We start from the raw sequence: 13998 nt of genomic DNA, 5'->3' as shown, positions 1-13998 counted from the left end.
CATTCATTGTGAGTATAGGTAACAATGACCTATGCTCCAATGGCCTCGACCTCCGACCCCCCGAGAGGGTGCCCATGCGCGACGAACCGAACTGGACCCCATCGAAAGTCCCCCTCGACCCCGACCGGCCCGCCCCGGCGGAGCAGCCGCGCGAGCTGCGCCGCATCATGGGCCTCTTCCGGCCCTACCGCGGCCGCCTCGCCGTAGTCGGCCTGCTGGTCGCCGCCTCCTCGCTGGTCGGCGTCGCCTCGCCGTTCCTCCTGAAGGAGATCCTGGACGTCGCGATCCCCGAGGGCCGTACCGGGCTGCTCAGCCTGCTCGCCCTCGGCATGATCCTCACGGCGGTCGTCACCAGCGTCTTCGGCGTGCTCCAGACCCTGATCTCCACCACGGTCGGCCAGCGCGTCATGCACGACCTGCGGACCGCCGTCTACGCCCAGCTCCAGCGGATGCCGCTGGCCTTCTTCACCCGGACCCGCACCGGTGAGGTGCAGTCCCGCATAGCCAACGACATCGGCGGCATGCAGGCCACCGTCACCTCCACCGCGACCTCACTCGTCTCCAACCTGACGGCCGTCATCGCCTCCGTCGTCGCCATGCTCGCGCTCGACTGGCGGCTCACCCTGGTGTCGCTGCTCCTGCTCCCCGTCTTCGTGTGGATCAGCCGACGGGTCGGCCGCGAGCGGAAGAAGATCACCACGCAGCGGCAGAAGCAGATGGCCGCCATGGCCGCGACCGTGACCGAGTCGCTGTCGGTGAGCGGCATCCTGCTGGGCCGCACGATGGGCCGCTCCGGGTCCCTCACGTCCGCGTTCTCGGAGGAGTCCGAGAAGCTCGTCGGCCTCGAGGTGCGCTCCAGCATGGCCGGACGCTGGCGGATGTCCACCATCGGCATCGTCATGGCGGCCATGCCCGCGCTCATCTACTGGGCCGCCGGCATAGCCCTCCAGACGGGCGCCCCCTCGCTCTCCGTCGGCACCCTCGTCGCCTTCGTCACCCTCCAGCAGGGCTTGTTCCGGCCCGCCGTGAGCCTGCTGTCGACCGGTGTGCAGATCCAGACCTCGCTCGCCCTCTTCGCCCGCATCTTCGAGTACCTCGACCTGCCGGTGGACATCACCGAGCGCGAGGACGCGGTGCGCCTGGAGCGGGCCAAGGGCGAGATCCGCCTGGAGGACGTGCACTTCGCGTACGACGCCCGGAGCGGCCCGACCCTCACGGGAATCGACATCACCGTCCCGGCCGGCGGCTCCCTCGCCGTGGTCGGCCCGACCGGCTCCGGCAAGAGCACGCTCAGCTACCTGGTGCCCCGGCTCTACGACGTCACCGGCGGACGGGTCGCCCTCGACGGGGTGGACGTGCGCGACCTCGACTTCGACTCGCTGGCCCGCTCCATAGGCGTGGTCTCCCAGGAGACGTACCTCTTCCACGCCTCGGTCGCGGACAACCTGCGCTTCGCCAAGCCGGACGCGACGGACGAGGAGATCACCGAAGCGGCCCGCGCGGCCCAGATCCACGACCACATCGAGTCCCTGCCCGACGGGTACCAGACCCTGGTCGGCGAGCGCGGCTACCGGTTCTCCGGCGGCGAGAAGCAGCGCCTCGCCATCGCCCGCACCATCCTGCGGGACCCGCCGGTGCTGATCCTCGACGAGGCCACCAGCGCCCTCGACACGCGCACCGAGCACGCCGTCCAGCGGGCCATCGACAACCTCTCCCAGGGCCGTACCACCATCACCATCGCGCACCGCCTCTCCACCGTCCGCGACGCCGACCAGATCGTGGTCCTGGACGCGGGCCGGATAGCCGAGCGCGGTACCCACGAGGAACTGCTGAAGGCCGACGGCCGGTACGCGGCCCTGGTCCGCCGCGACCGGGACGCGGCGCAGCCGCCGCCGACGGCGGTGCAGGACGCCGAGCTCGCTCCGGTGAATGTGTGACCGTACGACCGGCGCGCCGAGTGGTTGTCGGAAATAGGTTGATGTGCGGGTTAGCTTTCCCGCATGCGTCATGAGTACCGGCCGCCACGGCGTCGTTCCCGGCTCACCCGCCGGGGCCGGCTGGCGCTGCTCTTCCTCGGCACGCTGGTCGCGATCGGGGCGGCAGTCCTGATCCCGCTGCTGCAGGGCGGTGAAGAGCCGGAGAAGCCACGTCAGTTGGTGATCCCCGAGGGATGGCGGGCACCACAGGTGTACGCGGCGATCGACCGCGCACTGGGGCTCCCGGCCGGTTCGGCCAAGGCGGCCGTGCCCACCGCCGGCCTGGCCCTGCCCGCCGAGGCGAAGGGGAACCCCGAGGGCTACCTCTTCCCGGCCACCTACCCGGTGACCTCGAAGACCACCCCGGGCGGGCTCCTCGCGTACATGGTGCAGACGACGAACCGGAACCTCGCCACCCAGGCCGTCGCGGACGGCGGCAAGGCCCACGGGATGACCCCGTACCAGACGGCCACCCTGGCCAGCATCATCGAAGCGGAAGCCGACGGCCCCGCCGACATGGGCAAGGTCGCCCGGGTGGTGCACAACCGGCTGGCGAAGTCGATGCCGCTCCAGATGGATTCCACCATCAACTACGCGCTGAACCGCAGCACGGTGGACACCAGGCTGAGCGACACCCGGATCGACAGCCCCTTCAACACCTACGAGCGCCAGGGGCTCCCGCCCACCCCGATCGACAGCCCCGGCCTGCACGCCATGGCGGCAGCGGTCGCACCGACGTCCGGCAAATGGCTCTACTTCGTCACCGTCAAACCGGGCGACACCCGCTTCTCGGTGACCTACGACGAACACCGCAAACACGTGGCCGACTTCAACCGGCTCCGGGGCCAAGCGGGTTCCCGCGCAGGCCAGGGGGCTGCCACCGGGAAATGAGGCGCGGTCGACCCCGTGACGGTTCTACGATCGGCGGCCTGCCGAGTGCGTGGACCCAGGGGGCGAACCGTGAAATGGCCATGGAGAGCGAAAACGAAGGCTGAAGCGAGCGCGGAAACGAGCGCGGAAACGACGGGCGAGCTCGCGTTCGACGCGGAGTCGATCGGAAAGCGCATTCAGCAGCGCATGGACGCTGCCGCGGAGGCCGCCGCGGCAGCCGAGCGGGCGGGACACCAGCGCATGGTCGAACGGTGGGGTCGCAGCGCGGTCGAGTGGCAGGGCTGGCTGGCGCGTTCCCCCGTCGGAGTGGACCTGATCCACTGGTGGTTCGACGAGGTCGAACTGACCGCCCTGGTCGGCGAGGAACGGTACGTGGAACGGCTGGGGGAACTGCTCTCGCAGGCCGCGGCGCGCGACATCGCGGCGATGGGGCTCGGCTGCACCCGGCGTGTCGACCGGGCCTGCCGCTTCGCCGAGATCTGCAGTCAGGATCCCGTCGTACCGCCGGGCGAAAAGCTCGCGAGCTATCGGTACGGAGGGATACCCGGGGCGTGCAGCAGCTTCATCGACTGCTGGTCCAAGCGGGAGATCGACGTGACCTTCGCCGACGGCGACAACCACCGGTCGGTGCTCCTGTTCCGCGACCACCCGGCCGAAGCGCGGCTCTGGGTGGACGGCGTCCGCGTGGGGGAGGGCCAGTGGCTGGACAAGGGCGGTTTCTGGGTGGACGAGCGCTTCTTCACGATCCGGATAGAGGGCCCGAAGGATCACCCCGAGCAGGGGCTCGGCCCCATGGGCTCCCAGCTGTACAACATCGTCTCGCTCCTGATCCACGACGCGGAGCGGGGCACCACGCGCATCCTCGTCCCGGAGGACACCGAGAACTGGACCGATCCCGTTCTGGCCGTGCGCGACGGGATGGGCTGGGTGTACCCGACCCGGGAGGACCGCGCGGCCGGCGGCGCCCCGGACCGGATCTTCCCCATCGACGAACAGGAGGCCGACTGAGACTGAGGGTCCCGCAGCGGGCTCAGCCCACGGGGGCTGCGACCGGCTCGCCCGCCCGCTCGCCGTCCAGGAGGCGGCGGATCTCGCGGACCGCGGCTCCGCCCGCCCGGTTGGCGCCGATCGTCGATGCCGACGGGCCGTAGCCGACCAGGTGGACCCGCTCGTCGCGCACCGCCCGGGTCCCGTCGATCCGGATGCCGCCGCCCGGTTCGCGCAGCCGGAGCGGCGCCAGGTGGTCGACGGCCGCGCGGAAGCCGGTGGCCCACAGGATGACGTCCGCGTCCACGTGACTGCCGTCCGCCCAGGTCGCACCGGTGGCGGTGATCCGGTCGAACATGGGTCGGCGGTCGAGCACTCCCGACGCCAGCCCGGCCCGGACGGCCTCGTTCAGCGGGAGCCCGGTCACGCTCACCACGCTGTGCGGCGGCAGTCCCCGGCGGACCCGCTCGTCCACCAGAGCCACCGCCGCCCGGCCCTCGGCCTCGCCGAAGCTCCCGTCGCGGAAGACCGGGGGCCGCCGTGTCACCCAGGTGGTCTCCGCGGCCACCTCGGAGATCTCCAGCAGGTGCTGCACCGCCGAGGTGCCGCCGCCCGCCACGATCACCCGGGCCCCGGCGAACTCGCGGGGCCCCGGGTAGTTCGCCGTGTGCAGTTGGCGGCCCCGGAAGGTCTCCTGGCCGGGGTAGCGTGGCCAGAACGGCCGGTCCCAGGTCCCGGTGGCGTTGATCAGGGCCCGGGCCGACCAGTCCCCGGCCGAGGTCTCCACGCGCAGCCGTCCGGCGTCCCCCTCGCGTACGGCCGACACGTCCACGGGGCGCCGTACGCGCAGGCCGAAGTGTTCCTCGTAGGCGGCGAAGTACTCCCCGATCACCTGGGACGACGGGCGCAGCGGGTCGGCGCCCGTCAGCTCCATGCCGGGCAGGGCGTGCATCCCGTGGACCCTGCCGTAGGTGAGCGAGGGCCAGCGGAACTGCCAGGCCCCGCCCGGTCGGGGCGCGTGGTCCAGGACCACGTGGTCGATCCCCGCCCGCGTCAGGTGGTACGCGCTGGACAGGCCGGCCTGTCCAGCGCCGATGACCGCCACGTCCACGTTCCACGTCACATTGTTCACGGTTCTACCAACTCGCGACGGCTGCGGGATCTTCCCGCGGCCGTCTGCCGGCTCAGGGCGTCAGCGGCCGCGGCCACCACCGGGCCGGCCCGGGCGGCGCAGCGTCGCCAGGACCGGCCCGGCCGGCTGGAGGGTGAGCCCCGGGAACACCGCGGCCCGCCCGCTCCCGCTGTCCAGGTGGAACCGCTGCCCCAGCACCGCCAGCAGGAGCGCGGCCTCCACCAGCGCGAACCGCGCCCCCAGGCAGGCCCGCGGGCCGCCGCCGAAGGGGAACCAGGCGTGTTCCGGCACCGGGTGCGGGGCGTCCGCGTCCCACCGCTCGGGGCGGAAGTCCTCCGGACCCGGGAACCAGCGCTCGTCCCGGTGCATCGACCACGGGCTGGTCCACACCGCCGTCCCCGCGGGAACCGGCCGCCCGCCGATGCTCGCGCCCTCCACGGCCACCGCGGAGATCAGCCAGATCGGCGGATAGATCCGCAGCGCCTCCTTGACCACCTGCCGGGTCCACGGCAGCCGGTCGTAGTCGTCGTACGTGGGCAGCCGTCCGCCGAGCACCCGGTCCAGCTCCTCGGTCAGCCGGGCCCGCGCCTCGGGCGCCCCCGACAGCAGCTGCCAGGCCCAGGTCAGGGTGGTCGAGGTGGTCTCGTGGCCGCCGATGTAGAGGGTGATCGACTCGTCCCGGAGCTGCTTGCGGGAGAGCGGGGCGCCGTGCTCGTCGCGGGCGGCGAGCAGCCGGCTCAGCAGGTCGTCGCGCTCGGCCCCGGCCGCCGTGGCCGCCTCGTGCTCGCCGATGACGTGCGCGATCTCGCGGTCGAGGACCGCCACCGCCTCCCGCATCCGGCGCCGCCCGGGCGTCCGTACCCACGGCGGCAGGAACAGGGTCAGCCCCCGGAACTCGGCTCCCAGCTCCCGCTGGGCCGTGGCCATGGCCGCGCTGATGGGCGCCTCCCGGCCGGCGGCGTCGCTCCCGAACAGCGTGCGCACCGCGATCCGCTGGGTGAGTCCGGCCATCTCCCGGTGTACGTCGATCCGTTCGCCCTCGGCCCAGCCGCCGGCCAGCGCGTCCGCGCACTCCACCATCGTCGCGGCGTACGAGCGGACCTGGCGCGGCCGCACGGCGGGCTGGACCAGGGCCCGTTTGCGCCGCCAGTCGTCGCCGGTGGCGACGACCACCCCCTCGCCGAGCAACTGGTGGAAGGCCCAGCCCAGTTCCATCGGCTTGAAGGTGCCCTCCACGGCGCCGAGCAGCTCACCGACGTGCTCGGGCCGTGAGACCAGCACATTGCGCTGCGGGCCCAGCGACCACGGCACCCAGTCGCCGTACTCGTCGCGCAGGGACTCGAAGAAGGCCAGCGGGTCACGGGCGAAGGCGGGCAGATTCCCGAGCAGGGGCCATGGACGCGGCCCGTGCCCGGCACCCCGGGGCAGCGTGGTGGCGGTCACGCAGGCATGGTGGCAGCCGTCGGGACCGGGCGCCAGAGCGTCGCCGCGCCGTTCGCCGATCCCCGTGCGAGTGCCGCGACGGGTCAGGTGGCCACGCGCGCGGCGAGCCAGTCGTACGCCGCGGCCGCGGTGAACTCCCGTTGCCCGCCCGCGAAGAGCAGCCCGGCGGTCGCGAAGGCCGGATCGTGCGCGGTGTCCGTCACGTACGGGACCGCCACGCAGTCCATGCCCGCGGCGAGGGCGGCCAGCGCGCCCGGGGCCGCGTCCTCGACGACCACGCAGTCGGCGGGGCCGGCGCCCAGCCGGCGGGCCGCCTCCAGGAACACGTCCGGGGCGGGCTTGCCGTGCGCGACCTCCTCGGCGGAGACGACCGTCGTCAGCAGGGCGTCCAGCCCGGTGCCGGCCAGCACCGCGTCGATCGCCGCGCGCGAGGAGCCGGAGGCCACCGCCATCGCCACGCCCTCGGCATGCAGCCGCTCCACGAACTTCCGCATTTCGGGGAAGGCTTCGGTCCCGGCGCGGGCCAGCTCCAGGTAGGCGGCGTTCTGCTCGGCGAGCAGCTGCTCGACCGGCGCCCGGATGCCGTACCGGTCCTTCAGGGTCTCCAGCGTTTCCAGGGTGCCGATGCCGATGAACCGGGAGTGTTCCTCCCAGGTGAAATCGGGAACCCCGTGCTGCCGGAGGGTGCGGCGTCCCGATTCGTAGTAGTTCGGCTCGCTGTCCACGAGGGTGCCGTCGAGATCGAATATGACGGAGATCATCCGCTGCGCCCGTCCTGCCGGTCCTGTCCTGTCCGGTCATGCTGTCGGCTCGTGCGGGCGGCCCGTCCCACGGACTCGACCAGCGGCAGCAGCCGGTGCGGAACCCGCTCGCGCAGGGCCACCTCCGTGCGCGTGCGGACCACGCCCGGGAGCTGGATCAGCCGCTGGATCACGTCTTCCAGATGCGCGTTGTCCCGGGCGGCCACCCGCGTCAGCAGATCCCCGCCACCGGTGATCGAGAACGCCTCGATGATCTCGGGGACGGCGGCCAGCGCGTCACCCACGTCGTCCAGATGCCCCTGGGTCACCTCGATGTGTACGAAGGCCAGCACCGGATGCCCCAGAGCGGCGGGCGAGAGGACGGGCCCCGTCCCGGTGATCACCCCGGTGCGCTCCAGCCGGTCCAGACGGGCCTGGAGGGTGCCCCGCGCGACCCCGAGGATCCGGGCGTACTCGCGGACGCTGGTCCGCGGCTGCTCGATCAGCAGGCGCAGGATTCTGGTGTCGAGCTCGTCCACCGCCATGCCGCGACTGTACCAATGGCCCGGTTCACCCGGATCTTGCCGAGGCGGGTGAACCGCGGGGCGGCCCGCATGGCACTCCCGGGTGCGAGGGGCGACTGTGTTCTGGTCGGCACTCGGAACCGGATCCACGAGCGGAGCGAGCCATGTCAGGTCTGAACTGCCTGGTCACCGGCGCCACCGGCTACATCGGAGGCCGGCTCGTTCCCGAGCTCCTGGGCGCCGGACACCGCGTCCGCTGCCTGGCCCGGTCCCCGGAGAAACTCCGCGACCACCCCTGGGCCGGACAGGCCGAGACCGTCCGCGGCGACGCCACCGACCCGCGGTCTGTGGCCGAGGCCCTGGAAGGCATCGACGTGGCCTACTACCTCGTGCACGCCCTCGGCGGCGGCTCCGGATTCGAGGAGCGCGACCGCGCCGCCGCCCGCATCTTCGCCGAGCAGGCCCACGGCGCCGGCGTCCGCCGCATCGTCTACCTCGGCGGGCTCACCCCCACCGGCATCCCCGTCCGCGAGCTCTCCCCGCACCTGCGATCCCGAGCGGAGGTCGGCGAGATCCTCCTCGCCGGTCCCGTACCGGCCACCGTCCTGCGTGCCGCCGTCATCATCGGCTCCGGGTCCGCCTCCTTCGAGATGCTGCGCTACCTCACCGAACGGCTGCCCGTCATGGTGACCCCCAGCTGGGTCGGCACCCGCTGCCAGCCCATCGCCGTGCGCGACGTCCTGCGCTACCTCGTCGGCAGCGCCGCCATGCCGCCGGAGGTGAACCGGGCCTTCGACATCGGCGGCCCGGACGTGGTCACGTACGAGGAGATGATGCGCCGCTACGCCGCCGTCGCCGAGCTGCCCCACCGGCTCATCCTGCGCGTCCCGATGCTCACCCCCGGCCTGTCCAGCCTGTGGATCGGCCTGGTCACCCCCGTACCGCGGGCGCTGGCCAGGCCGCTCGCCGAATCACTGCGCCACGAGGTGGTCTGCGCGGAGCACGACATCGCGCGCCACGTTCCTGACCCGCCCGGCACGCCGATCGGGGTCGACCGGGCCCTGTCGCTGGCCCTCCGGCGGGTGCGGGAAGCCGAGGTGACCACCCGCTGGTCCTCCGCCTCCGTGCCGGGCGCGCCCAGCGACCCGCTGCCCACGGACCCTGACTGGGCGGGCGGCAGCCTCTACACCGACCGGCGGCAGAAGGCCGTCGAGGCCTCGCCCGGCGCGCTGTGGCGGGTGGTGGAGGGCATCGGCGGGGAGAACGGCTGGTACTCCTTCCCGCTGGCCTGGTCCGTACGGGGCTGGCTGGACCGGCTCGTCGGCGGGGTCGGCATCCGCCGCGGCCGCCGCGACGCGACCCGGCTGCGCGTGGGCGATTCCCTCGACTTCTGGCGGGTGGAGGAGATCGAGCCGGGGCGGCTGCTGCGCCTGCGCGCCGAGATGCGGCTGCCCGGCCTGGCCTGGCTGGAGATGTACGTGGACCCCTGCCCCGAGAGCGGTCGCGCGCGCTACCGGCAGCGGGCGCTGTTCCACCCGCACGGACTGCTCGGCCACATGTACTGGTGGAGCGTGTCCCCCTTCCACGCCGTGGTCTTCGGCGGGATGGCCCGCAACATCGCCCGCGCCGCCGAACGTCCGGACACGGCCGATGGCCTCCCGTCTCATGCATCCCCCGCATCTCCTGCATCCGGCGGGGCCCCCGTGGCCGAAGTACCGCACGACAGCCGTCCTCCCCAGCCCGACGAGGAGCGAGAGCCATGAACGTAGCGGTGGTCCTGTTCACCTCCGACCTGCGCCTGCACGACCATCCGCCGCTGCGCGCGGCCCTCTCCTCCTGCGACCGGGTGGTCCCGCTCTTCGTCCGCGACCGCGCCCTCGCGGCCGCCGGATTCGCCCCGCCCAACCGCCAGGCCTTCCTCGCCGACTGCCTCGCCGACCTCGACGCCGGACTGCGCGAGCGCGGCGGCCGCCTCGTGATCCGCTCCGGGGACGCCGTCCGGGAGGTCTGCGCACTCGTACGGGAGACCGACGCCGACGAGGTGCACATGGCCGCCGGGGTCAGCGGCTACGCCCACGCCCGCGAGGAGCGGCTGCGCACCGCCCTCGAAGCCGAGGGCCGCCGGCTCCATGTGCACGACACGGTGGTCACGGCCGTCGCCCCCGGAGCCGTCCTGCCCGCCGGCTCCGACCACTTCGCCGTCTTCACGCCGTACTTCCGCCGCTGGGCCGAACTGCCGCCGCGGCCCGTCGCCGCGGCGCCCCGTACCGTCCGGCTCCCCGAAGGCGTCGGCTCCGAGCCGCTGCCCGTGCGCGGCGCCCTCACCGGCGTCTCCCCGGGCCTGGCCCGCGGCGGCGAGACCGAGGCCCGCCGGCTCCTGGCGAACTGGCTGCGCTCCGGCATCACCCGCTACGAGGACACCCACGACGACCTGGCCGGGGACGCCACCTCCAGGCTCTCCCCGCACCTGCACTTCGGCACCCTCTCGGCCGCCGAGGCGGTCCACCGGGCCCGTGCCGCGGGCGGGCCCGGCGCCGAGGCCTTCGTCCGGCAGCTCTGCTGGCGCGACTTCCACCACCAGGTCCTCGCCGCCCGCCCCGAGGCCGCCGCCGAGGACTACCGCGCCCGGCAGGACCGGTGGCGCACCGGCGCGGCCGCCGAGGAGGAGACCGAGGCCTGGAAGGAGGGCCGCACCGGCTACCCGGTGGTGGACGCCGCGATGCGCCAGCTGCGTCACGAGGGCTGGATGCCGGGCCGCGGCCGCCTGCTCGCCGCGAGCTTCCTCACCAAGACGCTGTACGTCGACTGGCGGACCGGGGCGCGCCACTTCCTGGACCTCCTGGTCGACGGGGACCTCGCCAACAACCAGCTCAACTGGCAGTGGACCGCGGGCACGGGCACCGACACCCGCCCCAACCGGGTGCTCAACCCCGTCCGGCAGGGCCTGCGGTACGACCCGCAGGGCCGTTACGTCCACCGCTGGGTGCCGGAGCTCGCCGGGCTCCCCGCCCCGCAGGTGCACGAGCCGTGGCGGCTGCAGGGCCTGGAACGGGCGCGGTACGACTACCCGGACCCGGTGGTGGAGCTCGCCGACGGCCTCGACCGCTTCCGGCGGGGGCGCGGGACCGGCTGAGCCCTCGCGCGCCGGCCACCCGTCGTATCGTGGGCGGGTGCCGTCCGTGCCGCAGCCCGAACCACCGCAGGACCTTCCGGCCGCCGGCCTCAGCACCGGCGCCGTCGCCCGGCGCCTCGGGGTCTCGCCGACCACGCTGCGCTCCTGGGAGCGCCGGTACGCGATCGGCCCGGCCCACCGGGAAGGCGGGCGCCACCGCCGCTGGACCGCGCAGGACATCGCCCGGCTGGAACTGATGTGCCGGCTCACCGCGCGGGGCGTGCCCCCGGCCGAGGCGGCCCGGGCCGTGCGGGACGAAGCCGCCGCGCGCGCCGATGCCCGCACGGCGGGTCCGGACCCGGGCGGCCCGGGCTCGCTTCCCCTCGGGGAGGTCCGGCAGCAGCGCAGAGGGCTCTCACGGGCCGCCGTACGGCTGGACGCGCCGGCCGTGGAGGATCTGCTGGACGCCGCCCTCGCGGAACACGGCCTGGTCACCGCGTGGGAGGAGGTCATCGCGCCGACCCTGCACGCGGTGGGCCGCAAATGGGCCACGGCGGGGGAGCGATACGTGGAGGTGGAGCACCTGCTCTCCTGGCACGTCTCCTCGGCCCTGCGCCGGATCCGGCCGGTCCGGACGCCATCGCACCCGGACGTCCCACCGGTGCTCCTCGCGTGCGTGCCGGGGGAGCAGCACAGCCTGCCGATCGAGGCGCTGGCCGCGGCCCTCGGCGAACGGGGCGTGCCGGTGAGGATGTTCGGAGCCGACCTGCCCCCGGGCGCCCTGCGCGACGCCGTACGCCGGACCGGACCGCGGGCCCTCGTGCTGTGGTCCCAGTCCCGGACCACCGCGGACGCGGCGCTGGCCCGTTCGGCCGCGGGCATCGAGTGGGGCCTGCGCGGCGCCCGGGGCCACCCGACGGTGCTGCTCGCGGGACCCGGCTGGGGCGCGGGCAGTCAGGCCCCGCGCACCGAGCGGCTGTTCGGACTGCGCTCGGGCCTGGAGGTCATCGCCGCGCCGGTGGCGGACGCGCCTCCAGTGACCGGCGCAGGCCGTGCAGGGCCCGCCGCATATGGCTCTTGACGGTGCCCAGCGGCAGTCCGGTGCGGTCCGCGATCTGCGACTGCGTCAGGTCCCCGTAGAAGGCGAGGCGCATCACCCGCTGCTGGGCCGATGGCAGCCGGGCCAGTTCCCCGAGGACCAGCACCCGGTCCACGACCCGCTCGGGCTCCAGCTCCGGCCGTGCCGCCGTGCCGGGGTACGGGGCCAGGTCGTGGCAGGCGCGCGCGGCGGCGGCCGCCTCGGCCCGACGGGTACGTGCCCGCAGTGCGTCGGCCACCTTGTGCCGGGTGATCCCGGTGAGCCAGGCACCCAGCCCGCCGGGTCCCGGCCGGTAGCCGTGGCGGCCGTGCCAGGCGGCGAGGAAGACCTGCTGGGTCACGTCCTCGGCCTCCCGCTCGTCGCCCAGCGCACGCCGGGCCAGGGCGTGGACCAGCGGCCGCCAGCGCCGGTAGACCGTCTCCACACAGTCGTCCGCGCCGGCCACGAAACCGGCCGCGACGCGTTCGTCGAGCCTTTCGGGCCCGTTGTCGTCCATGGCCCGAGCCTCGTCGCCGCGGCGGGGCGGTCAAAGTCGCATCGTTTCCGCATCGATATTCCGCGGAAGGACTCCCGGAACGGACTCCTGGAAAGGACTTCCGGACGGGCTCCGGGAAAGACTAGGCACTGTGCCGCAGCGGCAGGGCGCGGTGGCTCAGGCCCACCGCGAGGACCGCCGCCGCCGCGGGCAGCAGCAGCGCGCCCACCGTCCACCCGGCGCCGATCAGCAGGGCCCCGGTCAGCCCGCCCGCGAACATCGCCAGCACCGCCCCGGCCCGGCGCGCCCAGGCTCCCGTCCCGTACCCGAAGGCGCTGTCATGCCCCAGGGCCGAGCTGCCGATCAGCGCGGTGAGGGACCGGGTGATCAGGGTCGTCGGCACGCCGGGCACGTCGACCCGCATGCTCGTCACCGTCCGGATGCCCATCGCCGCCGCCAGCATCCCGGTCACCGCCAGATGCTCGGCGCTCGGGTGCCCGAAACGCGGCGCCACACCCCATCCGGTCGCCGCACCGGCCAGGATCAGCGCGGCCTCCACGTACAGGCCGAGCTCGGCCCAGCGCCATCCCCGGGCCTCCGAGGCCGACTCCATCCGCGCCGCGCACATCGCCCCGACGGCGAACGCCATCACCGAGGCCGCGGCCGACAGCGCCGGCAGGTTGCCCTGCCGCGCGAGCCCGAACGCCAGGAAGAGCACATTGCCGGTCTGCATCGAGGTGAACACCGGCCCGAGGGCCAGCAGGCTCACCGCCTCGATCAGCCCCGTGACCGCGGTCAGGACGATCATCAGCCCGGCCAGGGACGGACGCACCGGATGCGCACCCTCGTTCATGAGGCCCGACAGTGACACGCCCGCCCCGGTGCTCCGGCACCGACATGCCGGAGGGCTTAGGGTCCGGAGGATGAGCGACCTGCTGCTGGTGAGACACGGGGAGACGGCGTGGAGCGCCGACGGGCGGCACACCGGGCGGACCGACGTCCCGCTGACCGCGAGCGGGGTCGAGCAGGCCGTCTCCCTCGCTCCCTTCTTCCTGGACCGCCACCCGGCGCTGGTGCTGACCAGCCCGCTGCGCCGGGCCGTCGCCACGGCCGAACTCGCTGGGCTCACCGGCGCGGTCACCGACCCCGACCTCTGCGAGTGGGACTACGGCGGCTACGAGGGCGTCACCACCGCGGAGATCCAGCGGAGCACGCCCGGCTGGTCCCTGTGGACCCATGGCGTCCCGCCCGGTGACGCGGCGCACCCCGGCGAGAGCGCCGCGGAGGTGGGCGCCCGCGCGGACCGCGCCCTGGCCCGCGTCGCCCCGGTGCTCCGCGCCGACGGCGGCAACGCGGTACTCGTCGCCCACGGCCACTTCCTGCGCGTGCTCACCGCCCGCTATCTGGGCCTGGACCCCGCGGACGGCAGGCTGTTCCTGCTGCGCACCGGCACGGTCAGCGTCCTCTCCACGGAGCACGGGCTTCCGGTGATCGCGGGCTGGAACATCCGCCCGTAGGGGGCATTCCGCCTCGCGCGGCGGCCGGGCGCGGGCGAGGATGCGTACATGGCCGACGACGGTGCGGGCGGTGCGGACGGCACCGGCGACACGGGTGGTGCG

At 73.9% G+C, this 13998-nt stretch carries 13 protein-coding genes; 7 read left to right on the top strand and 6 right to left on the bottom strand.

Translation table 11 applies throughout. The features are described 5' to 3' along the window. The first annotated feature begins 74 nt into the window (after positions 1 to 74). The 3 genes from OG429_RS06835 (at position 75) to OG429_RS06825 (ending at position 3875) form a co-directional block, all read left to right on the top strand. On the top strand, positions 75 to 1937 hold the full coding sequence (locus OG429_RS06835; RefSeq protein ID WP_328924394.1) for an ABC transporter ATP-binding protein: 1863 nt from the start codon (positions 75 to 77) through the stop codon (positions 1935 to 1937). A 63-nt stretch (positions 1938 to 2000) separates the two neighbouring features. Continuing rightward, a complete protein-coding gene (gene mltG / locus OG429_RS06830) occupies positions 2001 to 2867 on the top strand; it encodes an endolytic transglycosylase MltG (protein ID WP_328924393.1) in 867 nt (288 codons plus the stop codon). A gap of 186 nt (positions 2868 to 3053) precedes the next feature. Further along, a complete protein-coding gene (locus tag OG429_RS06825) occupies positions 3054 to 3875 on the top strand; it encodes a hypothetical protein (protein ID WP_328924392.1) in 822 nt (273 codons plus the stop codon). Between the two features lie 22 nt (positions 3876 to 3897). On the opposite strand, the gene OG429_RS06820 is transcribed toward OG429_RS06825, so the two are convergent. The 4 genes from OG429_RS06820 to OG429_RS06805 all read right to left on the bottom strand — a co-directional run bounded on the left by OG429_RS06820 (position 3898) and on the right by OG429_RS06805 (position 7714). Continuing rightward, positions 3898 to 4986 (bottom strand): FAD-dependent oxidoreductase, encoded by a 1089-nt coding sequence (locus tag OG429_RS06820; RefSeq protein WP_328924391.1) that lies wholly within the window; start codon positions 4984 to 4986, stop codon positions 3898 to 3900. Positions 4987 to 5046: 60 nt separating this feature from the next. Continuing rightward, positions 5047 to 6429 carry a cytochrome P450 gene (locus OG429_RS06815; RefSeq protein WP_328924390.1) on the bottom strand — a complete coding sequence of 461 codons (1383 nt, stop codon included), beginning with the start codon at positions 6427 to 6429 and terminating at the stop codon, positions 5047 to 5049. Positions 6430 to 6512: 83 nt separating this feature from the next. Then, a complete protein-coding gene (locus tag OG429_RS06810) occupies positions 6513 to 7190 on the bottom strand; it encodes an HAD family hydrolase (protein ID WP_328924389.1) in 678 nt (225 codons plus the stop codon). Then, positions 7187 to 7714 (bottom strand): Lrp/AsnC family transcriptional regulator, encoded by a 528-nt coding sequence (locus OG429_RS06805; RefSeq protein WP_328924388.1) that lies wholly within the window; start codon positions 7712 to 7714, stop codon positions 7187 to 7189. The genes OG429_RS06810 and OG429_RS06805 overlap by 4 nt, the downstream gene beginning before the upstream one ends. A gap of 143 nt (positions 7715 to 7857) precedes the next feature. Between OG429_RS06805 and OG429_RS06800 the strand changes: the two genes are divergently transcribed. The 3 genes from OG429_RS06800 to OG429_RS06790 are packed head-to-tail and all read left to right on the top strand — an operon-like array spanning position 7858 to position 11886. Further along, complete coding sequence (locus OG429_RS06800; RefSeq protein WP_328924387.1) at positions 7858 to 9456, top strand: SDR family oxidoreductase; 1599 nt, start codon at positions 7858 to 7860, stop codon at positions 9454 to 9456. After that, positions 9453 to 10826 (top strand): cryptochrome/photolyase family protein, encoded by a 1374-nt coding sequence (locus OG429_RS06795; protein ID WP_328924386.1) that lies wholly within the window; start codon positions 9453 to 9455, stop codon positions 10824 to 10826. Before OG429_RS06800 ends, OG429_RS06795 begins: the two co-directional genes overlap by 4 nt. Positions 10827 to 10863: 37 nt before the next feature. Further along, a complete protein-coding gene (locus OG429_RS06790; RefSeq protein ID WP_328924385.1) occupies positions 10864 to 11886 on the top strand; it encodes a MerR family transcriptional regulator in 1023 nt (340 codons plus the stop codon). Here OG429_RS06790 and OG429_RS06785 read toward each other — a convergent pair. Together OG429_RS06785 and OG429_RS06780 are read right to left on the bottom strand one after the other, a co-directional pair. Beyond that, complete coding sequence (locus OG429_RS06785) at positions 11810 to 12400, bottom strand: RNA polymerase sigma factor (protein WP_328924384.1); 591 nt, start codon at positions 12398 to 12400, stop codon at positions 11810 to 11812. The genes OG429_RS06790 and OG429_RS06785 overlap by 77 nt on opposite strands. 121 nt (positions 12401 to 12521) lie before the next feature. Continuing rightward, positions 12522 to 13232: a YoaK family protein gene (locus OG429_RS06780; RefSeq protein ID WP_328924383.1), complete on the bottom strand. Its 711-nt coding sequence runs from the start codon at positions 13230 to 13232 to the stop codon at positions 12522 to 12524. Positions 13233 to 13302: 70 nt separating this feature from the next. On the opposite strand from OG429_RS06780, the gene OG429_RS06775 reads away from it, so the two are divergent. Continuing rightward, complete coding sequence (locus tag OG429_RS06775) at positions 13303 to 13896, top strand: histidine phosphatase family protein (RefSeq protein ID WP_328924382.1); 594 nt, start codon at positions 13303 to 13305, stop codon at positions 13894 to 13896. Positions 13897 to 13998: the final 102 nt, after the last annotated feature.

Source organism: Streptomyces sp. NBC_00190 (genome assembly GCF_036203305.1).
Classification (GTDB): Bacteria; Actinomycetota; Actinomycetes; order Streptomycetales; family Streptomycetaceae; genus Streptomyces.
Note: the sequence above shows the minus strand (reverse complement) of the source record. Positions and strands in the feature narration are given on the sequence as shown.

What these genes read in the sequence shown, in the direction of transcription:
- OG429_RS06795 (WP_328924386.1), top strand. Translation starts at nt 9,453, where the DNA reads ATGAACGTAGCGGTGGTCCTGTTCACCTCCGACCTGCGCCTGCACGAC.
- OG429_RS06780 (WP_328924383.1), bottom strand. Translation starts at nt 13,232, where the DNA reads ATGAACGAGGGTGCGCATCCGGTGCGTCCGTCCCTGGCCGGGCTGATG.
- OG429_RS06785 (WP_328924384.1), bottom strand. Translation starts at nt 12,400, where the DNA reads ATGGACGACAACGGGCCCGAAAGGCTCGACGAACGCGTCGCGGCCGGT.
- OG429_RS06825 (WP_328924392.1), top strand. Translation starts at nt 3,054, where the DNA reads ATGGACGCTGCCGCGGAGGCCGCCGCGGCAGCCGAGCGGGCGGGACAC.
- OG429_RS06835 (WP_328924394.1), top strand. Translation starts at nt 75, where the DNA reads ATGCGCGACGAACCGAACTGGACCCCATCGAAAGTCCCCCTCGACCCC.
- OG429_RS06810 (WP_328924389.1), bottom strand. Translation starts at nt 7,190, where the DNA reads ATGATCTCCGTCATATTCGATCTCGACGGCACCCTCGTGGACAGCGAG.
- mltG (WP_328924393.1), top strand. Translation starts at nt 2,001, where the DNA reads ATGCGTCATGAGTACCGGCCGCCACGGCGTCGTTCCCGGCTCACCCGC.
- OG429_RS06775 (WP_328924382.1), top strand. Translation starts at nt 13,303, where the DNA reads ATGAGCGACCTGCTGCTGGTGAGACACGGGGAGACGGCGTGGAGCGCC.
- OG429_RS06805 (WP_328924388.1), bottom strand. Translation starts at nt 7,714, where the DNA reads ATGGCGGTGGACGAGCTCGACACCAGAATCCTGCGCCTGCTGATCGAG.
- OG429_RS06800 (WP_328924387.1), top strand. Translation starts at nt 7,858, where the DNA reads ATGTCAGGTCTGAACTGCCTGGTCACCGGCGCCACCGGCTACATCGGA.